The organism is Listeria weihenstephanensis, from assembly GCF_003534205.1.
In the GTDB taxonomy this organism is placed as follows: domain Bacteria; phylum Bacillota; class Bacilli; order Lactobacillales; family Listeriaceae; genus Listeria_A; species Listeria_A weihenstephanensis.
The window spans coordinates 2,388,563-2,412,624 of record NZ_CP011102.1 but is presented as its reverse complement, the minus strand read 5'-3'; the positions used below and the strand labels follow the sequence as shown (position 1 = coordinate 2,412,624).

Annotated in this window: 26 protein-coding genes and 1 pseudogene; 23 read left to right on the top strand and 4 right to left on the bottom strand. The window is 34.1% G+C overall.

What is annotated here, in order from left to right; genetic code table 11:
* The 7 genes from UE46_RS11750 (at position 1) to guaA (ending at position 6,776) form a co-directional block, all read left to right on the top strand.
* Positions 1-1,179 carry a sensor histidine kinase gene (locus UE46_RS11750; RefSeq protein WP_143812888.1) on the top strand — a complete coding sequence of 393 codons (1,179 nt, stop codon included), beginning with the start codon at positions 1-3 and terminating at the stop codon, positions 1,177-1,179.
* Positions 1,179-1,871, top strand: coding sequence for a response regulator transcription factor (locus tag UE46_RS11745; protein ID WP_036063404.1), 693 nt, complete (start codon positions 1,179-1,181; stop codon positions 1,869-1,871). The genes UE46_RS11750 and UE46_RS11745 overlap by 1 nt, the downstream gene beginning before the upstream one ends.
* A 143-nt stretch (positions 1,872-2,014) precedes the next feature.
* A complete protein-coding gene (locus tag UE46_RS11740) occupies positions 2,015-3,502 on the top strand; it encodes a nicotinate phosphoribosyltransferase (protein ID WP_036063406.1) in 1,488 nt (495 codons plus the stop codon).
* A 21-nt stretch (positions 3,503-3,523) separates the two neighbouring features.
* The gene (gene nadE, locus UE46_RS11735) at positions 3,524-4,351 is read left to right on the top strand and encodes an ammonia-dependent NAD(+) synthetase (protein WP_036063409.1); all 828 of its coding nucleotides are present in this window, start codon (positions 3,524-3,526) and stop codon (positions 4,349-4,351) included.
* 18 nt (positions 4,352-4,369) lie between these two features.
* Entirely contained in the window at positions 4,370-4,678 is a 309-nt protein-coding gene (locus UE46_RS11730; RefSeq protein ID WP_036063412.1) for a putative quinol monooxygenase, read from the top strand.
* A 66-nt stretch (positions 4,679-4,744) separates the two neighbouring features.
* A complete protein-coding gene (locus UE46_RS11725) occupies positions 4,745-5,128 on the top strand; it encodes a PTS sugar transporter subunit IIB (protein ID WP_036063414.1) in 384 nt (127 codons plus the stop codon).
* Positions 5,129-5,219: 91 nt separating this feature from the next.
* The gene (gene guaA, locus UE46_RS11720; protein WP_118907647.1) at positions 5,220-6,776 is read left to right on the top strand and encodes a glutamine-hydrolyzing GMP synthase; all 1,557 of its coding nucleotides are present in this window, start codon (positions 5,220-5,222) and stop codon (positions 6,774-6,776) included.
* 74 nt (positions 6,777-6,850) lie between these two features.
* Here the strand turns inward: guaA and UE46_RS11715 are convergent, their stop codons facing one another.
* Positions 6,851-7,360 carry a helix-turn-helix domain-containing protein gene (locus UE46_RS11715; protein ID WP_036063418.1) on the bottom strand — a complete coding sequence of 170 codons (510 nt, stop codon included), beginning with the start codon at positions 7,358-7,360 and terminating at the stop codon, positions 6,851-6,853.
* A gap of 178 nt (positions 7,361-7,538) precedes the next feature.
* Here UE46_RS11715 and UE46_RS11710 point away from each other — a divergent pair, with 178 nt between their 5' ends.
* The 6 genes from UE46_RS11710 to UE46_RS11685 all read left to right on the top strand — a co-directional run bounded on the left by UE46_RS11710 (position 7,539) and on the right by UE46_RS11685 (position 12,803).
* Positions 7,539-7,715, top strand: a complete 177-nt coding sequence (locus UE46_RS11710; RefSeq protein ID WP_036063421.1) for a transcriptional regulator — start codon at positions 7,539-7,541, stop codon at positions 7,713-7,715.
* Positions 7,716-7,733: 18 nt separating this feature from the next.
* Positions 7,734-8,813 carry a site-specific integrase gene (locus tag UE46_RS11705; RefSeq protein WP_118907646.1) on the top strand — a complete coding sequence of 360 codons (1,080 nt, stop codon included), beginning with the start codon at positions 7,734-7,736 and terminating at the stop codon, positions 8,811-8,813.
* Between the two features lie 2 nt (positions 8,814-8,815).
* Positions 8,816-9,130 (top strand): plasmid mobilization protein, encoded by a 315-nt coding sequence (locus UE46_RS11700; RefSeq protein ID WP_036063424.1) that lies wholly within the window; start codon positions 8,816-8,818, stop codon positions 9,128-9,130.
* 186 nt (positions 9,131-9,316) lie between these two features.
* A complete protein-coding gene (locus UE46_RS11695; protein WP_036063427.1) occupies positions 9,317-9,658 on the top strand; it encodes a plasmid mobilization protein in 342 nt (113 codons plus the stop codon).
* Positions 9,607-10,941 carry a relaxase/mobilization nuclease domain-containing protein gene (locus tag UE46_RS11690; RefSeq protein ID WP_118907645.1) on the top strand — a complete coding sequence of 445 codons (1,335 nt, stop codon included), beginning with the start codon at positions 9,607-9,609 and terminating at the stop codon, positions 10,939-10,941. Before UE46_RS11695 ends, UE46_RS11690 begins: the two co-directional genes overlap by 52 nt.
* A 128-nt stretch (positions 10,942-11,069) precedes the next feature.
* The gene (locus UE46_RS11685; protein ID WP_051493089.1) at positions 11,070-12,803 is read left to right on the top strand and encodes a hypothetical protein; all 1,734 of its coding nucleotides are present in this window, start codon (positions 11,070-11,072) and stop codon (positions 12,801-12,803) included.
* 233 nt (positions 12,804-13,036) lie between these two features.
* Here UE46_RS11685 and UE46_RS11680 read toward each other — a convergent pair whose 3' ends face one another.
* Positions 13,037-13,279 (bottom strand): helix-turn-helix domain-containing protein, encoded by a 243-nt coding sequence (locus UE46_RS11680; protein WP_036063428.1) that lies wholly within the window; start codon positions 13,277-13,279, stop codon positions 13,037-13,039.
* A 136-nt stretch (positions 13,280-13,415) separates the two neighbouring features.
* On the opposite strand from UE46_RS11680, the gene UE46_RS16340 reads away from it, so the two are divergent.
* From UE46_RS16340 to UE46_RS16500, 7 genes and pseudogenes are all read left to right on the top strand, one after another.
* Complete coding sequence (locus UE46_RS16340; protein WP_199897192.1) at positions 13,416-13,592, top strand: hypothetical protein; 177 nt, start codon at positions 13,416-13,418, stop codon at positions 13,590-13,592.
* Positions 13,582-13,878 (top strand): hypothetical protein, encoded by a 297-nt coding sequence (locus UE46_RS11675; RefSeq protein ID WP_036063429.1) that lies wholly within the window; start codon positions 13,582-13,584, stop codon positions 13,876-13,878. Before UE46_RS16340 ends, UE46_RS11675 begins: the two co-directional genes overlap by 11 nt.
* On the top strand, positions 13,878-14,138 hold the full coding sequence (locus UE46_RS11670) for a hypothetical protein (protein WP_036063431.1): 261 nt from the start codon (positions 13,878-13,880) through the stop codon (positions 14,136-14,138). The genes UE46_RS11675 and UE46_RS11670 overlap by 1 nt, the downstream gene beginning before the upstream one ends.
* 301 nt (positions 14,139-14,439) lie before the next feature.
* On the top strand, positions 14,440-15,585 hold the full coding sequence (locus tag UE46_RS11665; protein ID WP_118907643.1) for a Hachiman antiphage defense system protein HamA: 1,146 nt from the start codon (positions 14,440-14,442) through the stop codon (positions 15,583-15,585).
* The gene (locus UE46_RS11660) at positions 15,578-17,665 is read left to right on the top strand and encodes a DEAD/DEAH box helicase (RefSeq protein ID WP_118907642.1); all 2,088 of its coding nucleotides are present in this window, start codon (positions 15,578-15,580) and stop codon (positions 17,663-17,665) included. Before UE46_RS11665 ends, UE46_RS11660 begins: the two co-directional genes overlap by 8 nt.
* A gap of 705 nt (positions 17,666-18,370) precedes the next feature.
* Positions 18,371-18,565, top strand: coding sequence for a DUF3173 family protein (locus tag UE46_RS11655; protein ID WP_335645463.1), 195 nt, complete (start codon positions 18,371-18,373; stop codon positions 18,563-18,565).
* Positions 18,558-19,766, top strand: a pseudogene (locus UE46_RS16500) (tyrosine-type recombinase/integrase). Before UE46_RS11655 ends, UE46_RS16500 begins: the two are co-directional and overlap by 8 nt.
* Before the next feature lie 131 nt (positions 19,767-19,897).
* Here UE46_RS16500 and UE46_RS11645 read toward each other — a convergent pair.
* Entirely contained in the window at positions 19,898-21,673 is a 1,776-nt protein-coding gene (locus UE46_RS11645) for a retron Ec67 family RNA-directed DNA polymerase/endonuclease (protein ID WP_118907641.1), read from the bottom strand.
* A gap of 257 nt (positions 21,674-21,930) precedes the next feature.
* Between UE46_RS11645 and UE46_RS11640 the strand changes: the two genes are divergently transcribed.
* From UE46_RS11640 to UE46_RS11630, 3 genes are all read left to right on the top strand, one after another.
* Complete coding sequence (locus tag UE46_RS11640) at positions 21,931-22,224, top strand: DUF3130 family protein (protein ID WP_036063438.1); 294 nt, start codon at positions 21,931-21,933, stop codon at positions 22,222-22,224.
* 19 nt (positions 22,225-22,243) lie between these two features.
* The gene (locus UE46_RS11635; protein WP_036063439.1) at positions 22,244-22,684 is read left to right on the top strand and encodes a hypothetical protein; all 441 of its coding nucleotides are present in this window, start codon (positions 22,244-22,246) and stop codon (positions 22,682-22,684) included.
* Positions 22,685-22,826: 142 nt separating this feature from the next.
* Complete coding sequence (locus UE46_RS11630) at positions 22,827-23,435, top strand: type 1 glutamine amidotransferase family protein (protein ID WP_036063441.1); 609 nt, start codon at positions 22,827-22,829, stop codon at positions 23,433-23,435.
* Between the two features lie 56 nt (positions 23,436-23,491).
* On the opposite strand, the gene UE46_RS11625 is transcribed toward UE46_RS11630, so the two are convergent.
* A complete protein-coding gene (locus UE46_RS11625; RefSeq protein WP_118907640.1) occupies positions 23,492-24,061 on the bottom strand; it encodes a YdeI/OmpD-associated family protein in 570 nt (189 codons plus the stop codon).
* Position 24,062 lies beyond the last annotated feature (1 nt).

Genomic DNA, 24,062 nt, shown 5'->3' with positions numbered 1-24,062 from the left:
GTGCGAAAGAATAATGCAATTGTATATTCATCTGCAGATTTATCCAAAAAATCACTGCTTGCACACATGCCAGACTACGAGCTGAACAATCTAAATATGCGTGGAACAATCGATAATCAAGGCGATTTATTTCGCTATATTAAGTTCGATTTTTCTTACAGTGATGATACGAAAGGAAGCGTGATGGTACTTCAATCAGAAAATTCCTACACAGAAATATTACAAAAATGGGGTGCGCTAATCGTTGGTGCGATTCTGTTATTCGGATTTTTAGTGGTTGCGTTGCTCAGTTATTTTGTTGCTAAAAGTGTGATTCGACCGATTGTTCATCTCAAAGAAAGCGCAGAAAAAATTGAGGCAGGAAATCTTGATTTTGAAATGGAAGCGCCAAAAGGGAAAAATGAAATTTCAGCGTTGATTACCACATTTGAAAAAATGCGAATCCGCCTTAAAAAATCACTAGAGGTACAAGAACAATATGAAAAAAACCGTAAAGAGCTATTATCTAATATCTCGCATGACCTTAAAACGCCGATCACATCGATTGTAGGCTACATTGAGGGAATTCAAGATGGTGTCGCTAATACACCAGAGAAACAAGCAAAGTACCTGGAGATTGCGCATATGAAGGCGAAAGATATGAATGCATTGATTGACGAACTATTCTTATTTTCCAAGCTTGATCTGCATAAAGAGCCGTTTTATTTTAGGGATGTGGATTTGAACGCATTGCTTGCTCAAGTTACGGAAGAGTCGGAGTGGAGTTTTGAGAAAGCCCAATTTAGACTCGTTACACCAGAAGACAAACTCATTGCAGAAGCCGATCGCGAAAAATTAAAGCGTGTTTTTGAGAATTTGATTCATAATAGTATCAAATACATGGATAAAGAACAGGCAAATATCATCATTAAACTTGAAAAACAACAGATGGATGCAATAATCACGATTCAAGATAATGGTAAGGGAATTTCTGACGCTGGTTTGGCAGCCATGTTCGATCGTTTTTATCGGGAAGAAGTATCGAGGAACTCAAGCACAGGTGGGAGCGGACTTGGATTATCGATCGCGAAACAAATAGTGGAAGAGCACAGGGGGCAGATTTGGGCAACGAGTAAGCTTGATTTTGGAACGACAATATTCATGAAGCTGCCGTTAAAAGGGAAAGAGGAGGATAAGTGATGAAGCGAATTTTATTGGTAGAAGATGAACTCGAGATTGCTGAATTAGAACGAGATTATTTGGAAATAAACGAGATGGAAGTAGTGATGGAATCTAATGGGGTGCGTGGTTTGGAGCGCGGATTACGTGAGGATTTTGATCTAATTATTCTCGATATTATGTTGCCAGATATGAGTGGTTTTGATATTTGTCGTGAAATTCGAGCGAAAAAAGAAGTGCCGATTTTGCTTGTTTCCGCGAGAAAAGAAGATATTGATAAAATTCGCGGACTCGGCCTTGGCGCGGATGATTACATTACCAAACCATTTAGTCCGAGTGAACTAGTAGCGCGAGTGAAGGCACATTTAGCTCGCTACGAACGGCTAGCAAAAAGTAATATCGAGCCCCAAAATGAGATTTTACAAGTGAAAGATCTGACGCTTGATCTAGATGGCCGTAAAGTTTTCATCAAGAATCAAGAAATTATTTTTACAACGAAAGAATTTGATTTACTCGTTTTCTTTGTAAAACGGCCGAATCGGGTTTGGAATAAAGAACAACTTTTTGAACAGATTTGGGGGATGCAAGCAGCGGGCGACGTATCAACGGTGGTCGTGCACGTCCGGAAAATCCGTGAAAAACTCGAAAATAACGGTGGCTTTTCGGAGTCCATCGAGACGATCTGGGGCGCGGGATATCGCTTTAATTTGTGATCCCATAGACTACCAATATGAGCATTGGCTCCCGCAGAACGCTAAACAAAGAAGAAACTGTTTAGCAGAGCCTTTATAGTTAGCTTTTCTCTCCGATTTAGGCTATGATGTTTTATAAGAAAACATAGACAGGAGTATGTAGCATGACTTTATTTCCAGATGATAGTAAAACATTACACACCGATTTATACCAAATTAATATGATGAAATCGTATTGGGATGACAATATCCACGAACGACGCGCTGTTTTTGAGGTGTTTTTCCGCGATATGCCGTTTGATACGGGTTTTTGTGTATTCGCTGGTCTTGAGCGAATTATCGACTACATGGAAAACTTGCATTTCACCGAAACCGATATGGCGTATTTGCGTGAAGAATTAGGTTTTGAAGAAGAATTTTTAGATTATCTGACCAATTTACGATTTACAGGAACGATCCGATCGGTTGTTGAAGGCGAATTCGTGTTTAAAACAGAACCGATTATTCAAGTAGAGGCAAACCTTGCTGAGGCACAATTGATCGAGACTGCGCTACTTAATATTGTGAATTTCCAAACGTTGATTGCTACAAAGGCGGCACGTATCAGAAATGTTATCGAGGACGAACCGCTTTCAGAATTCGGTACGAGAAGAGCGCAGGAAATGGATGCAGCGCTTTGGGGCACACGTGCAGCTTACATCGGCGGCTGTGATTCTACCAGTAATATTCGAGCAGGCAAAATTTTCGGCATCCCAATTTCGGGAACAATGGCGCATTCGATGGTTCAGGCCTACCGTGATGAATATAAAGCTTTCAAACGCTATGCGCAGACACATAAAGATTCCATTTTCCTAGTCGACACATATGATACGCTGAAATCAGGTATTCCAAATGCGATTAAAGTGGCACAAGAAATGGGCGATGACATTAATTTTATCGGTATTCGTCTAGATAGCGGAGATATGGCCTTCCTATCCAAAAAAGCGCGCCAAATGCTAGATGAAGCTGGATTCCCTGATGCGAAAATTTTTGCATCAAGTGATCTCGATGAAATCACTATTCTTCATTTGAAAGCACAAAAAGCGAAAATCGATGCATGGGGTGTGGGCACAAAATTGATCACTGCCTACGATCAGCCAGCATTGGGCGCTGTTTATAAACTCGTTGCTATTGCGGACGAAAATGATGTATTGCAAGATTCCATCAAACTTTCCAGCAATACCGAAAAAGTAACGACACCAGGCAAAAAACACGTTTACCGAATTATCACAAATGAGGACGGTCCAAAAGCAGAAGGTGATTACATTTGTTTAGAAAATGAATCACTAGACGGCGTAGAAACATTAACCATGTTCCACCCTGTCCATACCTACATCACAAAAGAAGTCACGAATTTCACCGCAAAAGAATTATTGGTTCCAATTTACGAAAAAGGGGAACTAGTATATCAAAGGCCTTCTTTAGAAGAGACAAAACAATATAAAGAAGAAAACTTGGCCTTGCTTTGGGATGAATATCAAAGAACCGTGCGGCCAGAACAATACCCCGTAGATCTAAGCGTGAAGTGTTGGAAAAATAAAATGCAAAATATCGAAAATGTTCGCAAAACGGTACAAAAACATTCACCGGTAAATTTTGATATTCCATTTTAAGCAAAGGGAAGGGGTAAAAGAATGAATTTACAAAAACAAATTATTGAAGAAATGCACGTGTTACCAAAAATCGATGAAACCACTGAAATTCGCCAAAGTGTAGAGTTTTTAAAAGCATACTTGACGAAATATCCGTTTATTAAATCGCTCGTTTTAGGTATCTCCGGCGGGCAAGATTCCACGCTTGCAGGAAAGCTATCACAAATGGCGATTAGCGAACTGCGCGAGGCAACAGGGGATGAGTCGTATCAATTTATCGCGGTACGCCTGCCATACGGAACACAGTTTGACGAAGAAGATTGCCAAGATGCCATCAATTTTATCGGTGCTGATCGCGTGGTAACGATTAACATCAAGGCAGCTGTCGACGCTAGTGCTGCAACGTTACGCGAGGCTGACATTGAACTTTCCGATTTTGCCAAAGGGAACGAAAAGGCACGCGAACGCATGAAAGCACAGTATAGCATTGCCGCGATGAATCACGGAGCAGTGGTTGGAACAGATCATTCTGCTGAGGCTGTCACTGGCTTTTACACGAAATATGGTGATGGCGGAACCGATATTAACCCCTTATTTCGCTTAAATAAACGTCAAGGCAAAGCACTTTTAAAAACGCTCGGTTGCCCGGAACATCTGTATTTGAAGAAACCGACAGCAGACCTCGAAGAAAATAAACCGGCTCTGCCTGACGAAGTAGCGCTAGGCGTCACATACGACGATATCGATGACTATTTAGAAGGTAAAAAACTACCGACTGAAACAGCGATTACGATCGAAAATTGGTATTTAAAAACACAACATAAGCGCCACATGGCAATCACAATCTTTGATGACTTTTGGAAAAAATAGTTCGAGGAGGAGATTACGATGAAAGTTGCATTTGGTCTAATTACGAAATTCAAAGCCCATCCAGGTAACCGCAAAGCACTCGTGAATATTTTGCTAGAGGCTGCCACAGGACTCGATGAATATAATTCGTGTATTCAATATGTCGTGAGCGTGAATGAAGATGATCCCGATACTGTCATCGTCACCGAAGTTTGGGTAGACGCAGGTCACCACCGAGCTTCACTGGATAACGAGGAAGTAAAAGCCGTGATCGAACGCGCGAAACCACTCATTGCCTCTATTGAAAAAAGCTTGAAAATGGATGTAGTTGGCGGAAAAGGACTATAATTTGATAAAGACTGTTCTTGCTTTTTAAATCGCGAGGACAGTTTCTTTGTTAAGGAGGAAAACCTAATGAAAAAGCTATTAATCGTCTGCGCGGGCGGTGCCACTTCAAGTTTAATGGCACAAAATGTCGTCAAAGAAGCCGAAAAACAAGGATTAACCGCCAAACTCTTATTTCCCGAAGATCTAACATACAATCGCGTGGATCAATACGCGGACAAAGATCTCGTCGTTATTATGGGACCGATTGGAATGGTTGTCACAACGCGTCTGAAAGGTTACAGCAAGGTTGACGCAGTTCTTGTTTCCCCACAAGTAAAATATCTGTTTAAAAACGCAGAAAAAGTCTTAAACGAGCTCGAAATTCCGTGCGCCAACATCGATTCTCTAGCATTTGGCAGAATGCGCGGAGACATCGTTTTAGCGCAAGGGCTTACATTGATGAAAGTATAATTTTACGGTTGCAAGAATGATTGGCAAACGTTACAATAAAGAGAAGTACTTGAAAATCGCGCAGCATACATAAATAAATTTTAAAGGGGTTTTGAGAAAAAAGATGAAAGATTTTACAGAGCAAGAGAAAATTATCGTTCTTGATTTTGGCAGTCAGTATAACCAATTGATCACGCGTCGCATCCGCGAATTCGGTGTTTACAGTGAGTTACATCCGCACACAATTACCGTGGAAGAAATGAAAGCACTGAATCCAACAGGAATTATTTTCTCAGGCGGCCCAAATAGTGTCTATGACGAAGGCGCATTCCGCTGTGACGAAGATCTATTCGAGATGGGGGTTCCAATCCTAGGAATTTGCTACGGCATGCAATTAATGACGAACCACTTCGCTGGGAAAGTAGAACCCGCAAAAGACCGCGAATACGGCAAAGCAACAATCAATGTTGAGAAACCATCTCGTCTTTTTGCAGGACTTCCAACTGACCAAATCGTCTGGATGAGCCACGGCGATCTTGTTGTTGCTGAACCAGCAGGCTTTGAAGTAACCGCAACGAGCGCATCATGCCCAATCGCAGCGATTACAAACGAAGATCGCAAAATGTACGGCGTGCAATTCCACCCAGAAGTACAACATTCTGTTCACGGTAACGAGTTGTTGAAGAACTTCGCGCTAAACATCTGTGGTTGTAAGGGTGACTGGACAATGGAGAACTTCATTGACGTGGAAGTTGCTAAAATCCAAGAACTAGTTGGCGACAAAAAAGTATTGCTAGCCCTTTCTGGTGGCGTAGATTCCTCTGTTGTTGGAGTCCTAATCCACAAAGCAATCGGCGACCAGTTAACATGTATTTTTGTCGATCACGGCTTGCTACGTAAAGGTGAAGCGGAACAAGTGATGGAAACATTATACGGCGATTTCAATATGAACATTATCAAAGTCGATGCCAAAGAACGCTTCATGAGCAAACTTGCTGGTATTTCTGACCCCGAGCAAAAACGCAAAACGATCGGCAACGAGTTCATCTACGTTTTCGATGACGAAGCGACAAAGCTTGACGGCGTTGAATTCTTGGCACAAGGCACGCTATACACTGATATTATCGAAAGCGGAACAGCAACAGCACAAACAATCAAGTCCCATCATAACGTTGGCGGCTTACCAGAAGACATGCAGTTCCAATTGATTGAACCACTAAATACATTATTCAAAGATGAAGTCCGCGCTCTAGGCTTAGAACTAGGAATGCCAGAAGCAATCGTTTGGCGCCAACCTTTCCCAGGCCCAGGACTAGGCATCCGCGTACTAGGTGAGATCACCGAAGAAAAACTAGAAATCGTCCGCGATTCCGATTACATTCTGCGCGAAGAAATCAAAAACGCAGGCTTAGATCGCGAAATTTGGCAGTATTTCACAGCCTTACCAAACATCCGCAGCGTAGGTGTTATGGGCGACGGCCGTACGTATGATCACACCGTCGTTATCCGCGCGGTAACCTCTATTGATGGTATGACAGCTGACTGGGCACGGATTCCATGGGAAGTGTTGGAGTTGATTTCGACGCGGATCGTGAATGAAGTGGCGCATGTGAATCGCGTTGTTTATGATATTACGAGTAAACCGCCAGCTACGGTGGAATGGGAGTAAATAAGAAAATCAAAAAAGCCCTTATTTTAAGGGCTTTTTTTGCGTCTATAGGAGTCTCTGATACTGTTTTGATACTATTTATTATTTTTCCATTGGGCATTTGGTGTATATTTTCCACCTTCATCAGCAGAAGAAGGCCAATTAATTTTCCATTCAGTGTACTCATCTTTGGTGATTAAACCGTCTTTCAATTCTTGCTTTCTAAGTTGCCATTCTTTTAAGAAATTTTGGAGTATACGATATTTAATTACTACACCAATACGAGTTTCAGGTAAATCAGGATCACTATCATCTTCAACGTCAAAAAGATTTAAGCCACCTTCATCATCTAACTCAAATAATATACTCATTATATCCTCAGCGGCATACAATTTAGTATCGGGTTCTCTCAGGGCTAAAATATTTACGTTTAAAACTTCTGCCATTGCATTTAACACATCTATTTTAGGTGTTCTTGTACCAGTTTCATATTGAGTAATACGAACATCAGCACTTTTTTCATCATAGCCTAGCGCAATGCCCAATTCTTTTTGAGTCATATCTCTAAACTTTCTAACGCGCCTAATTCTTGAGCCAACTGACATAGCTATGCGCCTCCCTTATCTAACTTATATTGCCATTATATCATCGCAATAAAAATAAGTAAACAAATTTGTTTAATTTCAGTTGACTTAAACAAAAAAGTTTAGTATGATATATAAATAAACATAAACAAATATGTTTAATATAATTTTAGGATAAATCAAAGGGAGAGGTGAATGGATGGCAAATGATTTATTTATTAGTGCGGGTGAGGTTGCCAAAATAACTGGAATGTCAAAGCCCTATGCTTATAAATTGATTCAAAAATTAAATAAGGAATTAGAAAAGAAAGGCTACTGTACTATTCGTGGCAAAGTAAGTAAAAAGTATCTGGAAGAACAATTTTATGGAATGTAATGAAGGGAGGAAGTATAAATGCCAGCATATCGAGACGAAGACAAAGGAAATTGGTTTTCTTCTTTCTATTATCAAGATTGGAAGGGAAAACGAGTTAAAAAATTAAAAAGAGGATTCAAGACAAAAAAAGAAGCACAAGAGTGGGAAAATAATTTCAAGTTACAAAGTGAGAACAGCTTAGATATGAAGTTTAAGGATTTTGTAAATATTTATAAGAGCGATATAAAAACTAGAGTTAAGTACAATACATGGGTGAGCAAGGAATATATTATAAACCTAAAAATAATACCTGCTTTTGGTGAACGAAAGATTAACGAAATAAAACCATCAGATATTATTCAATGGCAAAATGAATTGATTGGGTATCGAAATGATAAAGGTAAAGGATTTTCACCAACGTATTTGAAAACAATTCATAATCAACTAACAGCAATATTTAATCATGCAGTTCGATTTTATGAATTGAAATCTAATCCTGCAAGAACGGTAGGATGTATGGGGAGTAAAAAATCGGATAAAGAAATGCTTGTATGGACAAAAGAAGAGTATCTCAAGTTCGCAGATTCAATGATGGATAAAGATATTTCTTTCCATGCCTTTGAAATCTTATATTGGTGTGGTATTCGTGTAGGAGAGTTGTTGGCTTTAACGCCAGCCGACTTTAATTTTGAAGACGGAACAGTTTCAATCACTAAATCGTATCAGCGAATTAAAGGGGAAGACATTATTACAACACCAAAGACTGAAAAAGGAAAGCGCATCATTAATATGCCTGACTTCTTAGTTGACGAGATGCAGGATTATATTGCCCGATTATATGGTTGCAAACCAAAAAGCAGAATATTCCCTATCACGAAAGCTGTATTATATAGCGAAATGAGACGAGGAGCCACAGAACAGAATATCAAAAAAATACGAATTCATGATTTGCGCCATTCTCACGTATCTTTACTCATTGATATGGGATTTTCAGCTGTAGCAATTGCCGATCGAGTTGGGCATGAAAGCATCGATATTACGTATCATTATGCTCATCTTTTCCCAACGAAGCAAAATGAAATAGCTAATTCGTTAAATAATTTGAAAGAAGGGAATTAATCATGTCAGTAAAAACATTAGACAGACAAGGACGTTGGAGAAATAAAATAGTTGCCTTTAGAGTATCACCAGAAGAAAATGAGCACTTGAATAAGTTGGTCAAACTATCTGGTCTCAATAAACAAGAGTATTTGATTCATAGGATTTTAAAAGAAGAAATAACAGTAAATTATAGTCCAAGAGTATTTAAAGCGTTCAGAAATCAAATAAATGAGTTTAACGAACTATTGAAGAACGCACAATCAATTGATAAAGAAACCGCAGAGCTAATAGCTTACACAATTGACTTGCTTCAAAAATTTAGAGAAGAAGAGTGAATTTCATTCTTCTTTTTATTATCACTTAAATTTGAAAAGTAACAGAGAAGCAAGCACTGGATATGGTACCCCATATCCAAATTTCACCCCGTTTCGCATTCGCGACTCGTGTTTGAAATTGCTTGTTGGGGAAATCCCCAAACCCCTTGTTTTTAAAATGAAATTGGAAAGGAAGAAAATGAAAGAATGGCGAATAGAAATCGAAATATAGATTTAAAGTTTAGAGTTAATGAAGAAGAAAAAACATTTATTGAAATGAAAATGAAAGAAGCAGGAATAACAAATCGTGAAGCTTACCTAAGAAAGATGGCAATTGATGGTGCAATTATTGTTTCAAATTATGATGAAACTAAAAAGCTTACTATGGAGCTAAATAAAATTGGCACTAATATTAACCAGATTGCACGGGTAGCAAACATAGATAATAAAATTTCAAATGAGAATGTCAAAAAAATAGAGGAGATGATGCAAAAGGTATGGCGATTACAAAGATATGGTCTATCAAAAAAACGCTTGATAAAGCAATAAATTATATTCTTGATCCAATCAAATCGAAATATGTTTATAGTTATGCCTGCGCACCCGAAACTGCCGACTTAGAGTTTGAATTAACATTAGACCAAAATAGTCGTTCGGGAGGTAGCAATAAAGCGTATCATATTATTCAATCTTTTAAACCAGAAGAAATTAGTCCAGAACAAGCACATGAAATCGGAAAACAATTACTGGAGCAACACTTGCAAGGTAAACATGAATATATATTAACGACACATATAGATAAAGAACATATTCACAATCACGTGATATTTTGCGCATCTAGCTTTGTAGATCATAAAAAATATAATGATTGCACCAAAACATATTATCAACTGAGAGAGGCGAGCGATATATTGTGCGCAGAACATGGACTTTCTGTGATTCCGCCAAACCAAAATAAAGGCAAGAGTCACTATGAGTGGCAAATGGCTCAGCAAGGAAACAGCTGGAAAACACAACTGAGAACTGTCATTGATATGTGTATACAAAGTAGTAGAACATTTGAAGATTTTACAAGCCAAATGCAAGCACATGGATATGAGATTAAATATGGAAAACATATTGCTTTTCGTGCTGATAAACAAAAACGATTCACACGGGCGATGCAATTAGGCGAAAACTATACAGAAGAAAATATCAAATTACGTATCACACAAAAAGATAGGCTGCCAATCAAAAAAACTAAGAAAATAAGCCTGAAAAACGAGCCGCTTAGTGTTATGGTTGCACTGGAGAATAACAAAAAAGTCATTAAAAGTAAAGGCTATGAGCATTGGGCAAAATTGCATAACCTTAAACAAAATGCGAAGACAGTAAATTTATTGAAGGAGCTTGGTATTACTTCTCTTGAAGAATGGGAGCAGAAAAAAATAAACAATCAAGAAATGATGAATGCTAACATTTCAGATATTAAGGCGATTGAAACAAAACTAGCTAATACACAATTTATTTTGAAGCAACTTGATATTTATGAAAATACAAAAGGAATATATAATTCTAGAGAAAAGCAAATGGTGAACTCCAATAAACAAGAGTCAGCTATCCGATTATATAAAATTGCTGTTAAGGCGCTTAAACAAGCTAATATAAAGCCAAGTAAGCAGATAAAACATGAGTTACATCGAAAAGTTCAAGCATTGAAAAATCAGCGAGAACAGCTATATGAAAAGCATAAAGAGTGCAAGAAAGTTCAAAAACAAGATCAAATTATTGAACAAAATTTGATGCAACTTTTAGAATCAGTGAAGAAAGTTGCTGTGGAGAAAGAACGTTAATATAAGCAAACAATTTCCCTCTAATATTCTTAATTTTGATAGTGTCTAAAAAACTTATTGTTGGGGGAAAAAGCGTTTGAATCCAATATTTGCCCATGCTATAATTAAATAAAGGGAGAGGAAGTTCTGTGGAAAACAAAATTTTTTATTCATGGCAGTCTAGTTTGCCAAACAAAGATAATAGAAATTTTATTGAGTCATGTTTGAAGAAAGCTATTAAAGGTACAACTGGAAATTTAGTGATAAATTATTCAATTGATAAAGATACCTTTAATGAGTTCGGTAGCCCAGATATACCAAATACTATTTTAAAAAAAATTGATAACTCTATATTCTTTATTGCGGATATCTCAATAACAGAGAATGGCTGTCCTAATTCAAATGTTCTTTTAGAATTAGGATATGCCATTTCAGTACTGGGTTGGGAGAGGATAATTTGTCTTTTTAATTCAAAATATGGAAATTTAGAAGACTTGCCTTTTGACTTGAAATTTCATAGGATTTCAACTTATGATTCAGATGAGCCAGCTGATAAAAAACGGATTACTCAAATTTTAGTTGACACTATACAAAATAAAAATATAATCGCAGATGGTTGGATAAGCAATGATATATTGAGTAAGCAAAAGCTCGATAGACAGATTGTGTATATTCTTAATGCTATTTGCCGCATTTATAACTTCGAAACATATCAATATGAAGATTTATTGATAGATAATAGCGAAGAAAGTTTATCTAACAGGCTTGTAGATAGAAAAATTATTGGTTTTTACGTATTTAAAAAATTTGATAATGTTCTAGATGAATTAGAAATATTAATTGACTCTACTAGTCCCTTCTTTTTACGAAGAAATATTAAATCAACAATATCAAGCTTGATATTATCTATAAAAGAATTTGAATATTTTTGTTCTGAACGCCAAAATCCCAAGTTGTTCCTTAATACTTTTGAAGTGGATGATGACTATAAAGTCGTTCATGGCTCAGAACTTAATAACAGTAATAAAGATGGGTATATTTTATTCGAAAAATATGATTTAAACCATGTAAAGGTAATAGATTTTGGAAATATTCATGGAATAAAGCACGTAGAATTATCCACGAACTACATTGTATTAAATAAAACTTTTACAAAGAGGTATAATTACTATATATTTAAAATCATAAAAGTAATTAAACAATATTTGGATCAATTTGACAGTGTTTTAGATATTGATTTATTGAGAGATTTTGATATGAAAAAAACTCAAAACATTGAGAGAATATCTAAAAATAAAGAAGATATATTTTCATCGTCTGCAGATAAAAAAATTGATTTAAATATATTGAAATTGTTTCCGTATGAAGATATTATTCATTATAATTATTTGTTCCAGTTGATAAAGACAGGAATGGTACTAAAAGAGCAAAAAAATATAGAGTATGCCATACAAACTTTTTTTCTAAATGAATTTAACATTGAGACAGATAAAATAAAATCTACAAATCATCAAATTCTTTCAAAAAATGAATTTAATGATTTGAAAAATGGTGGATTATATTCAATTAAGGAAATTTTAATACCTAATAATATATTGAGTTTTTTTGAAATAATGCAAAATGAGGATGCAAGAAATAATGATCAATATATGAAGGTGTTATATATTGATATGAAGTATAATTTATTTGAATTATTGCCCACATTGATTGAAAGAGATATAAATGATAATTTTATAAATTATTTAGGTAATTTTATTGATGTATCCGATGCTCTTTATAAGCTTAAAATCTCTTTTTACTCTAGTTTTAAATCTATCGAAGGGACATTAAATCTATTTCAGTTAAATTTAGAATATAAAACAATGAAGTGTGATGAAAAATAGATAAAAACTATGATAATAAAAGTCAAAGAGCGAATAGCAATAGTGTTGATTTGAAAGAGTTGTAGGAAAATAAAGTGAAATATATGAATCTGAGACAAAAAAGGCTCAAAAATGAAAAACAAGTAGGAATCTTATGTATACCATTTTTTAAATGGTTCTATATAAAGGTTCCTGCTTTTCTATTTTTATGCTTTTCGGCACTGAATTTTAGTTTTGTCTCAGTTTCACTAACATTATTTCAGGTTTAAATTCTCAAAGAAATCATTAAACTCAGCATTGAAAATTATTTTCAGTGCAACAAGTTCACTTACGCGTATATTCATGCGATTAGTTTCTAATTTTGCATATGTACTTTTTGAAATATTTAATCCCATGACATTCATCTTTGCTACTACTTGATCTTGTGTCATTTTGGAATCATTTCTTAGTCGTTGAATGTTCTTTCCAATATCCATATCTGGTCTTATCTTTTGCATCGTAATTTCACCACCTTACGTATAATTTCGTCATAACGAATTATTATATTGATTTTACTATCTATTTCCATTATAATGTTTCGTAATAGGGAAATATTTCGCTATGAAGAATTTTTTTGGAGGAGGTGAGCAAATCTTGAGTGATTTTATAGAAAATACTGCACAGAATTATGTTAAGGAGCAATATCATCAAAAATCGGAGGAGCAGCTAACTGAATTAGTTGCAACGTTTACACATGGTTTTAAGTTAGGGATGCAAATAGCTTTTGATGCAATAGTGGCTAAAGAGGAGGGGAAAGAGAATGAAATTTGAAATTAAGACAGACCGTTTTTCATTATTAGTAAAACCAGATTTATCGGTGCATCTTCAAAATATACATGGAGTTACTGACAAGATAGAGTTAGTTGTACAGACTAAAGCTTGTAGTTATTCGATTGATATTCAGGATACGGAACGTTTGCAGAGGTTATTGCCAATTTTACAATTAGAAATACAAGATATCTTAGCAACTTATCATTTGCAATTGGTAACCAACAACTTTCGTTTACAAGGGAGTACCTGCTATTTTGACTTTACTACTAGAGAGGTGAGTATGTGATGGAGAGTCATACAATAGAACAAGATTTTGACCAGTTTTGCCTGGCACGTATAGAAGGTATTTGTGAGGCAGTCAGTAATCACGAAGAGTTCCAGGAAAAAAGCAAACGTTATTATCAAATGCGTGATCAACTAGAAGAATTCTGGAACCCAGAAGTAATTGCTTATCTGGATGCTTTGGAGAAATATCAAGTTGAAGCCTTTCTTTATATCTATAGAGAAGCATTTAAAGAAGGCGTAGATTTTTTTCGAAAAAGATAAAGCAGTAATCATTCTATAAAAATTTATATGTTACTGATAGATAACAATTTAAGGCAGATAAATCCCTTTCGCTATGTTGATAGAGCCTGAGGGATTTTTGTCGTTATAAATTATTCAATAAAGGCGGATTCTCATTTTATCAATGAATTTCACAATATTATTCTTCTAATGTACGAGGGAATTAGTAAATTGTTTAAATTTAGGATATTTTGTGATAGTATGGAGTCAAGAATATAATTCAATTCAAATTTAAGCCAATAGTATATAAGCCATATTTTAATCATAAGGGGATTGAAGGAAAATGATGATACTAGTGCATTATACGACACAGGAATTTGTATTTAATACATTTAAAGCTTCTGGAGAGATTACGTATCAAGATCGCATTGAAGAGGTGAAAAATTATTATGAACGATATCATAGAACTCAAGAAAATTTATTTCTTATTATATCTTTTACTAATAATTCAAAAGTTGATTATAGGGTAGGGAAAATTACGGCTATTAATGACAGCTTTATTTTTAATAAAGTTGCTAAAGAATTATCGAATATTCTTATAGAAGAGTTGGGCATTAGGAATAGTAATACATATGATCTAGGTGTTTTTTACAAGGTATTACGGATTGAAAACAAGCTAGAATTTAGGAATAAGAACTTAGATAGATATTCAAGTAAAATAAGACTTAAATATTTTACTTGGAAAGAGTTAATATCGAATAATGAGATTTTGTTCAAAAAAATATCAGATATCATTTTTAATAAAGATAATGTTATAAAGTTAGCAAGTACCTATAATCCTGATTTAACATATAGTCAAGCTTTAATTACAAAAAAATATTTTAGTGCTTTACAAAATATAGGATTTATAAGCGAAGATCGAATAAACATTAATCATACAGTGCTACATGGAGATATAGGTGAATTTCTTATGCACACTTTAGTAAGTGAGTTTATTGAAAGTATTGGTGATAAATATATATATCCTAAGCTTATATTTAAAACTAGCCCTTCAATGGCTGTATATGGAAATGATGGTTCAATATATATACCAGAAAAAAAAGAAATATATTATTTAGAAGCAAAATTTTATAGTAGTTTGAATCAAGCAATAAATAAGGCTGTAGACTCACTTGAAAAACATAATGATGATTTGCATGAGGATATGAATTATAGTGCTGAACTTTTTAGAAATATTAAAACTAATAGAACAAATGAATTGGTTGAAATAACAGATGATGTAACAGAAAAACTAATTATTTTTTTAATATGTGATGATATTTATAAAGAAGACGAAGTAAAAAATATGATTGAAAAAAACAGTAATTTTTTAGAACTTAAAGAAAAATTTGAAACCTTAGTATTTGTACTACCAATCTTAGATAAAAATGATTTTTTAGAATTCTTTCAAGCCCAATCTATGTTAGAAGGGAAAGAATATTATGAATGAGAATGAACAGAAATATTTAGATAAAAGTATGAAAAATCTTAGAATTAAGGTAATAAGACAAGTATACAACGACGAATTTGTTGATGAAGCATTATTAGGCATTACTGATTTAGATATTTATTCTACAAGTGACAGCTTTTTTACTAAAGTGAATAAAGCAGCTAGGCAATCTTTGATTAACAAAAATATAACCATGACAAGTGAACAAGAACAATGTTTACAGTTACTTCAAAAAGGAAATCTCTTTATAAGCGCTCCAACTAGTTTCGGGAAAACATTTATCGCTTTAGAATACATCATGCGTAATACCTCGAAAATTGATGATGTAGTTTTTGTTGTACCAACTATTGCATTGATGAATGAAATAAGGGAAAAATGTTTCTCTTATTTTGGTAGAATCTATACATTGATAACGTCTGATGCGGAACTAAAACAGTATTATGATACTTCAAAAAAAATAATAATAGTTGTACCAGAGCGGATTAGTACAAGATTATTCCAGCAATATTTAAGTGCAAACAAGATAGACTTGTTGGTTTATGATGAGATATATAAACTTAATTCAATTGATTCTGCTGAAAAGAGTGATAAAAGAAATGAGCACAGTAGATTAATTAAGATGAATTACATATATAAGTATCTAATTCATAGAGCCAATAAAATATTATTATTAGGACCATTCATAAAGAGTGTTAGTTTTGACAGATCTAACATAAAGATTGAAAAATTCATAACAAATTTAAATATTGTATATAATAAGATAAATTATACCCCTGAGTTGATGAACTACTTTGGAGAGAGTGATGAAAAAAGATTTGTGTACTTTTTAACTCCAGGGCGTATAAAACGTTTTTTGGAGAATAATAGTCATATGAATTTCGAATATGAAGGTTACGATGATGAAATAATTGAATGGATTTCGGAAAACATACATCCTGAATGGTATTACGTTGAATACCTAAAGCAAGGAATTGGAATTCATCATGGAAAGACCCCTATTTTTTTAAGAAAATATATAGAAAATGAATATGCCAAATTAGATGGATGTATACATACTATACTGTGTACCAGTACTTTAGTTGAGGGAATAAATACTCCAACTAATAATTTAGTGATTGTAGACAAACCTCGAAATGTTTTTGAATTAAATAATCTTATTGGAAGAGTAGGTAGATTAAATATAGAAAATCCAAAACGTGGAGAAGTATATATAACAAATAAAGAGACCTATGAGATGTATAATCCTGATGATTGGATCGATTTGAAAATATTATTCGAAAGTTCTGAAATAAGCACTGATAGTATTGAAGATGAATGCTTATACTTGGATAAAGAATTACCACAGGAGGCGCAAGAGAGCGTAGATAGTTTATCTAATAGACTTGATGAAAAGTTTGGTATTAGATATGCCGAAATTATAGAAGCTGGTATTGAATTTAAGATATTGGATAGATTCATAGACAATTTTGATGGGATAACTAATCATGAAAAGGAAATTAGGGTAATATCAGATATCAAATTCAAAATATTGAATGTGGATAATAAGTATTTAAATGGAACAAAATTAAAAACATATTCGTTTTATAATCAAAATAGCGAGGAAAAATATATTTCATTTGATCCTGTATACAATATGCTTGTTTCTACTAAAGGAATGAAATTTGTAATTGATAAATTTATCAAGACATACAGTGAATATACAACAGAAGATATAAATCTATTTATCGATACGTTATTTCAAATTGATGAGTTCATAAAGTTTAAGATGATGAAAATAATTACCATTTATGAATTATTTGATGAGAAAGGGATATTTAATAGAGAACAAAATAGGGCATTTATACAAAGTATGAATATGATAAAAGCTTATTCTGATTCAGAAGATGGATATGAAAGAATTTTGGTTGATCTAGGATTTCCTAAAGAAGATATAAATTTAATTAGTAACAAAATAGTTAGGTATCTTGATACTAACGGAACTGAGAATAAGTTAATTAAACTAAAAAAAGATAGAACGGTATTTAACCAACTATCTCCATTTGGGAAAGGTATAATTAATAAAATGAGAAGTCATGATTAATGTTTAGTTACTGATACTATTTTGATACTATTAATTTGAAAACCATAAATAATAGCGATAATATATATAAATAAAGGGCTTTTTACGGCATTAAAATAAACAAATATGTTTAATATTTGGATATTAGAATCGAATGGGAATAAATAGCTAAAGACATTTGAGGCGTTAAACGGCTTATGTATGCGTTTGAAGATGAATAAATATGTTCTTAGTAAATTTAGATAGGCTGAACAAACAATTACTTGAGGGCGGTTTCTCTAGTGAAGGCTTAGAAGCTTCTATGAAATTACTGGGGAATAATGATTGGGAAGCACTCAGATATTTTGGTTGGACTTGCGCGTTGATATTAGTAGGGCTGCTTTATGGGTGTATGTGCATATATGTTGCTTCTAGACATGGATTATAAGGTGTAGAAATTCTAATTTTCACATTGAATATTCTAGTGCTTATTGCTACGATAATATGCTTGATTGCGTTTATAAGGATACCTATATCCAAGCTATCTTATCAGTTATTGTAGCTGGTGGTTTTATTGGTTGTGCCGTCTACTTTTATAGACAGTAATCAATGTGCATGTTGATTATATTTAAACAACAATCTGTTATTTGAAGAATATCGAAATAAAATATGTTAAGCAGAGCTTCCTTTGTTAAGGAGGCTTTTTGCTTTACTAAAATTGAAAGGGTGTTACTAATGCATAGTAGAGTGTCAAAAGATGATTTGATAGAGCTTGGATTTAGACCATATCAAGCTAAGACCATTATTAGGGAAGCAAAACACTATATGGTAGCGCAAGGATATCCATATTACAATAATAACCGTTTGGGTTGTGTACTAAGCTATGCTGTTGATAATATAGTAGGACTTTTACCAGAAAAGGGAGCAAAAGAACATGCCTAAGACGAAATATTCATGTGTGTATCAAGATAGTAATGGAAATTTTTTTATCAAATAGAGCTAGGCATAGATAGAGTTACAGGGAAAAGAATTCAAAAAAAGGGCGAAAAGATAAGAATGGAAAGCCGTTTAGTTCTGCTCATGATGCAAATAAAGAGGTAACTAGAATTAGAAACGATTTTCTTGCACAAAGTGGGTATTCTAATTACAAATTGACATATGAATAATTCATATATTCCTTACTATGAAGCTAGCGTAGAATGGAGTACATGGCGGTCTAGAGAAAGTGGTTTGAAAATGATGCGTGATCGATTTAAAGCGTGAAGTTAAGAGATATTACAGTGCAGGATTGTGAATCTTTTAGGGTATGGCTGTTATCTTCTTCTGGTTATTCTCAAGCATATTGTTCCTTAATGTATGGTATGTTCAGGAAAACCTTAGATTATGCAGTTATGCTGCAATATGTAGATGAGAATATATCCAAAAGAACAAAGGCAATTGCTAAAGGAAGATCGGTTGTTTCGTTTTGGACGAAAGAAGAGTTTGAAAAAGTTCTTTCTGTAATTTTCATAAAGGATTTCTATGAAAATATGTGCTTTGTTATGATTTGGTTGTATTATATGACAGGATTCGTGTTAGTGAGGGGCTAGCACTGAATTGGAACGATATCGATTTAGAGTAGAAAAAGCTTCGTGTGCATCATACTCTGGATATGGTTAATCAAAATAATTTTGAGCGAAAACCATACACTAAAACAGAGGAAGGTAGGCGAATGGTGTCTTTAGATGATGATACGATTAAAATTTTGAGGCAATGGAAACAGGTTCAAAAATAGCAGGGGGTTGAGAATTTTGTTATAAGTTACACTGATTTGCCTTTGTATCGCTCAACGGTGCAGCGAATTATTGAGCGTTACGCGAAGATTGCTAAAGTCCATAAAATTCAAGGGAAGGGATTAAGGCATTCGCATGTTAGTTACTTGATTAATGAGTTTAATGCAGATGTATTAATCGTTTCGAAGCGTCTAGGACATTCTAGTCCAGAAATTACGTTGAAACATTATGCTCATTTGTGGAGTCGTAATGATGAAGGATTAGCAGATTTGATGACTGGTAATATTAGTATTTCAACGTCCGATAAGAAATTGATTCAGTTTGAGGGGAATCATGCTGTAAAGATGAATGATTCCAGTATGGAAAAATAATATGAAAAAGAGCTCTCTTCCGAAATTTGGAATTGAGCTTTATTACTTATGTGCACTTGTGATTTTTTCCAAAAGAACTAAATTGAGGTAAGTCGAAGTGCAATGTCAAAGAAAATACATTTTAGCTGCAATCAATTTGGGCTATAATCATGGATTATTTCATTCATATTATCTAAAATTAAACGGAAATTTTCAAAATTTATTTTGGTGTAATTATCCAATATATATTTTGAAAAAATTTCTTTTCCGTAATGATCCTTATTGTCACCATTTTTAGAAAAAGTTTTCCCTTTAATTATATGCTTTAATGTTTTTGCATCGAACAAATCTTCCATTTCATTCTCTGTAAAGCCATCTAATAATTGATTTGTTAATAAATACAAGTTATCTTTAAGTTGTAAATTTAATTTTTCTTTTAGGAGTTTTAATTGAGCGTCAGCATTTTCTTTTTCTACAGAACAAACGTGGTTGACAAAGTTTCTTAGCGGTTTATTTTTATTTGAAAGCTCATTATCGAATATAAAAAAAATTGGATTCACAGAACTGGATGAATTAAGAGCATCAAAATACTGCCAATAGTTTGGGTATAATTTATTGTTGTTATCTGAAAAAAAATTATGCAAGTTTTTCATTGAGTCTGCACCATCTAATGAAAAATTAAAAAAATATCTGAAACGTTTACTTCTTTTAAAAAATGAGACCTTAAAAATATATTTAGTCCCTTTCTTTTCTATCATTTCGGGGTAATCTTTATACAAACTTTTTAATGCTGCTTTTAAATAACGAATATCTGTTTTTCCTTCTGTAACAATAGTTGGTTTTTGGTTAGCGTAGAAATATTTATAAAATAAGAATTTTTGGTATTCTTTTTCGCGAGCATTAAGCAATAGTAACATATTATGATTACTGTTTTCTTTTAATTGTGTCGATAAAAGGGATTTTTGATATTCAATGGAATTTTTTCTAAGCGAAGAATTATATTCTAAAGAATTATTAAATTTATCTAATTGATTAATAAATGCAAATCGTCCTTCTAACTGGTTTATTGTGCCCCACTCATTATTTATAAAAAATTTCTCATTTTTATAAAGACTGTTGGCCATGGCACGAGTGTTTCTATAGTATTCTTTAGGTACGTTAATTTTTTTATTTACAATCAGACCAGTTACTTCCTGACGAGAGTTATTAAATTGTAATCTAGTTTTTTTGGTATTTATTTTAAAACCTGCTCGTTTTATTTCTGTTTCTAATACTGATAAGAATTCCTTTTCTTGGGCATCAAATGATCGGATGTTAGTTGAAAATGTTAGGTCATCTGCATATCTTGAATAGTCTAATTTATATTTTTTTGCTAGCTTTAAAATTCTGAGATCTAGTATTCTACATATAAGGTTGGTGATTATTGGAGAACTAGGTGCACCTTGTGGTAAAACTCCTTGATAACATGTTAGTTGAGCTATAATCAATGCTACATCTGGAGGGACTTTGAAGTTTTTATCTTTTTCAAAAAAGCCCTTAACTCTACCAAAATGAAAACTATTAAAAAAATTTTCTAAATCTATATTTAGGACAAATCGTTTATTTCTATGAATTTGAGCATTTGTTATAATACTTTTTTCTTTTTGAAAGGCGTGTGAAATATTTGGATGCAATGAAGAATTGTTCCAAATATTTTTTTGAGCCTTCCACAATAAAGAAGTTAGTTGTTTTTGTACAAATTTTAATTCATCATTAGGAGTATTTATAATCCGTACACCACCACTTTTCTTTTCAAGTTCAAATGTGTAGTAAGAATTCTCAGTCCCTTTTTTTTCTTTGTTATACAATAGGTATGTCATATGTTGCTTTGGGATATTTAGTAGTTTAAAAAAATCATCTCGAGTCTTAATATCAGAAAAGCTTGGCATAGTATCACTTCCTAAAAATAGTAGCGTGTGGCAACTCATTAGGCTCATTCAGCGTAGAAAATTGCTGAAAAATATAGTACAAAGAAGCTAGAATTCCCAGCTATTTAATCAAAACTTGCGAATCACAAGTGCAAAATCTAGCCACACGCATAGCAATCATACCACAAATATACTAAATTTGGAATCTGATTTTATTTTTTATATACATGTGGTATAATTTTCCTCATAAGTACTAAATTAAGGTAAGGTGAAGCAAAATGTCGAAGGAAATACAACTACCAAGTGGACCATTAGCCGAACATGCGACAAACATTGGGAAAAATACCGAAGCGCTGGCTTTAAAAATAGAACCACAGGTAGCATATTCTACTGGTACAGCACAAGAATTAGTGTATGACTGCATGGAAATGACGCAATTTCTACAAGCGTTTCCAAGTGTCTTTACAACGGATGTTCAAAATTTGAAAAATGTAGAAAAGGCTTTTGTTGCGTCTGAAAAGCACATTGCTAGTATGCTTCAAACCGGAGTCGATTTTACTTTTAAAAAATAAGCTGGGGGAGCGAAGGAAGATGGATAAAGAGAAAAAAATAGTAGAAAAACAAATAGCGGATACTGTCGATAAACGACGGAAATTAGAGGATATACACATAGAATTAATTGAACTGAATCGACAAAAAGCGAGTATTCTAAACAGTTATAGTGATGCTTGGCAAGGAAATTTAGCAGATAATACGATTCGTAAGCTGGAGGACGAAATGGATGCTGAATGGCGAGAAACAAGGAAACACGTCAATGCATTAGAAGACCAATTAATAACGGAGGCATTAGCTAACATGATGACGGAGCCGTTGTATGGTGAAATCACGGGTAAATTTATTGATAGAGGAACCGAAAAATTATCTTCGCCTCTTTCGTATAGTGAATCAAACGCAGAAGAATTGTGGGAGAAAAGTGTGGAATATACGGGCCTTACTCCTAATGAAACGCTACCCAATTTGTTAACTATATAACTTTGGATTCATCTATAAAATAAATGTCGTCATGATGCCAGAAATCGGGTTTCATGACGATTTTTTATGTTATAATGCAATCAAGATAGCGCTTACGAAAAAGCTATAAAAAATAGAAACTCAAACAAAGGAGAGGAATACAATGCAAGAAGTTCTATTCGTTCTACTCGATCGATATGCTGATTGGGAGGCAGCCTCACTCGCAGCAGTGCTCAATAGCAAGCCCGATGATACCGAACAGAAATACTGCGTCAAAACAGTTGGGCTAACAAAAGATGGTGTTCGGTCTATCGGTGGTTTTACAACATTGCCTGATTACACGTTAGATACAGCTCCAAGCGAGTTTGCAGGAATTATTTTAATTGGCGGAGAATCTTGGCGAAATCCTGAAGCAGAATTGGTGCTTCCTTTACTAAATCGTGCAGTAGCCCAAAATGCTTTAATAGCTGCAATATGCGATGCCACAACGTTTCTTGGTAAAAATGGTTTGCTCAATGAGGCGAAACATACAAGCAGTGGTTTGACGGTGTTACAAGAATGGGCGAAAGAGAATTATACGGGCGCGCCGTTATACCTTGAAGAGGAGGCGGTACGTGAAGGGAATTTAGTTACTGCAAATGGTACCGCATTTTTAGAATTTGCCCGTGAAGTTATGCTTGGTTTAAAAGCCGCGCCCGACGCAGAGGTTTTGGAGTGGTACGATTTTTATAAATTAGGATACTACGAAGCTATGAAAAAAATGCATAAATAAGATAATCAGCAAAAAAGCTAGAAGCAGTTCAATTCTGACTTCTAGCTTTTTTCAATTTAGTAATCTAAAAGACGGCCATTATCATGCCACGTGCCATACATCTTATTCATCCTCGTGTTCTCGATAAATTTATCTAACCTGCGCTCAAATAAATCGATTTGCTTTTTATTGCTCTGAATGGTATCAATTCGCACGCGCTTATACAAATCTGGAAATGCCATAAATGCTTCGTAAACCTGAATATCATCTTTCAAGCGCTGTTCGATTATTGAATCTAGCTCAAAAGATTCTATCGCCATATTAGGTAGAATCTTTCTTCCTGAATCGGTCATTAAGCCTAATTTTTCAAGTCTACGCACGCGCTCTTTATTCAGCTCCGTCCAGCTACTATTCTTTGATCTAGGTGATAATCTTTGCGCTAACTCCGTATCCGATATTTTTTTCTTCACACCATCAATCCAGCCAAAGCACAAAGCCTCCTCAACCGCATCTAAATACATAATTTTTCCGGGCTCTTCCTTAATACTGACAATGACCCAACAACATTTTTCAAAATCACTATTTTCCTGCAACCAATGTCGTAATGCACCTCTATCTGAAATAGAGAGCAAGTTATTCATTTCCATC

Bases quoted from the DNA above. Each gene is read 5' to 3' on its own strand.
- UE46_RS11745 (WP_036063404.1), top strand. From the start codon at position 1,179: ATGAAGCGAATTTTATTGGTAGAAGATGAACTCGAGATTGCTGAATTA.
- UE46_RS11740 (WP_036063406.1), top strand. From the start codon at position 2,015: ATGACTTTATTTCCAGATGATAGTAAAACATTACACACCGATTTATAC.
- nadE (WP_036063409.1), top strand. From the start codon at position 3,524: ATGAATTTACAAAAACAAATTATTGAAGAAATGCACGTGTTACCAAAA.
- UE46_RS11730 (WP_036063412.1), top strand. From the start codon at position 4,370: ATGAAAGTTGCATTTGGTCTAATTACGAAATTCAAAGCCCATCCAGGT.
- UE46_RS11725 (WP_036063414.1), top strand. From the start codon at position 4,745: ATGAAAAAGCTATTAATCGTCTGCGCGGGCGGTGCCACTTCAAGTTTA.
- UE46_RS11715 (WP_036063418.1), bottom strand. From the start codon at position 7,360: ATGTCAGTTGGCTCAAGAATTAGGCGCGTTAGAAAGTTTAGAGATATG.
- UE46_RS11710 (WP_036063421.1), top strand. From the start codon at position 7,539: ATGGCAAATGATTTATTTATTAGTGCGGGTGAGGTTGCCAAAATAACT.
- UE46_RS11705 (WP_118907646.1), top strand. From the start codon at position 7,734: ATGCCAGCATATCGAGACGAAGACAAAGGAAATTGGTTTTCTTCTTTC.
- UE46_RS11700 (WP_036063424.1), top strand. From the start codon at position 8,816: ATGTCAGTAAAAACATTAGACAGACAAGGACGTTGGAGAAATAAAATA.
- UE46_RS11695 (WP_036063427.1), top strand. From the start codon at position 9,317: ATGGCGAATAGAAATCGAAATATAGATTTAAAGTTTAGAGTTAATGAA.
- UE46_RS11690 (WP_118907645.1), top strand. From the start codon at position 9,607: ATGGCGATTACAAAGATATGGTCTATCAAAAAAACGCTTGATAAAGCA.
- UE46_RS11680 (WP_036063428.1), bottom strand. From the start codon at position 13,279: ATGCAAAAGATAAGACCAGATATGGATATTGGAAAGAACATTCAACGA.
- UE46_RS11675 (WP_036063429.1), top strand. From the start codon at position 13,582: ATGAAATTTGAAATTAAGACAGACCGTTTTTCATTATTAGTAAAACCA.
- UE46_RS11670 (WP_036063431.1), top strand. From the start codon at position 13,878: ATGGAGAGTCATACAATAGAACAAGATTTTGACCAGTTTTGCCTGGCA.
- UE46_RS11665 (WP_118907643.1), top strand. From the start codon at position 14,440: ATGATGATACTAGTGCATTATACGACACAGGAATTTGTATTTAATACA.
- UE46_RS11660 (WP_118907642.1), top strand. From the start codon at position 15,578: ATGAATGAGAATGAACAGAAATATTTAGATAAAAGTATGAAAAATCTT.
- UE46_RS11645 (WP_118907641.1), bottom strand. From the start codon at position 21,673: ATGCCAAGCTTTTCTGATATTAAGACTCGAGATGATTTTTTTAAACTA.
- UE46_RS11640 (WP_036063438.1), top strand. From the start codon at position 21,931: ATGTCGAAGGAAATACAACTACCAAGTGGACCATTAGCCGAACATGCG.
- UE46_RS11635 (WP_036063439.1), top strand. From the start codon at position 22,244: ATGGATAAAGAGAAAAAAATAGTAGAAAAACAAATAGCGGATACTGTC.
- UE46_RS11630 (WP_036063441.1), top strand. From the start codon at position 22,827: ATGCAAGAAGTTCTATTCGTTCTACTCGATCGATATGCTGATTGGGAG.
- UE46_RS11625 (WP_118907640.1), bottom strand. From the start codon at position 24,061: ATGGAAATGAATAACTTGCTCTCTATTTCAGATAGAGGTGCATTACGA.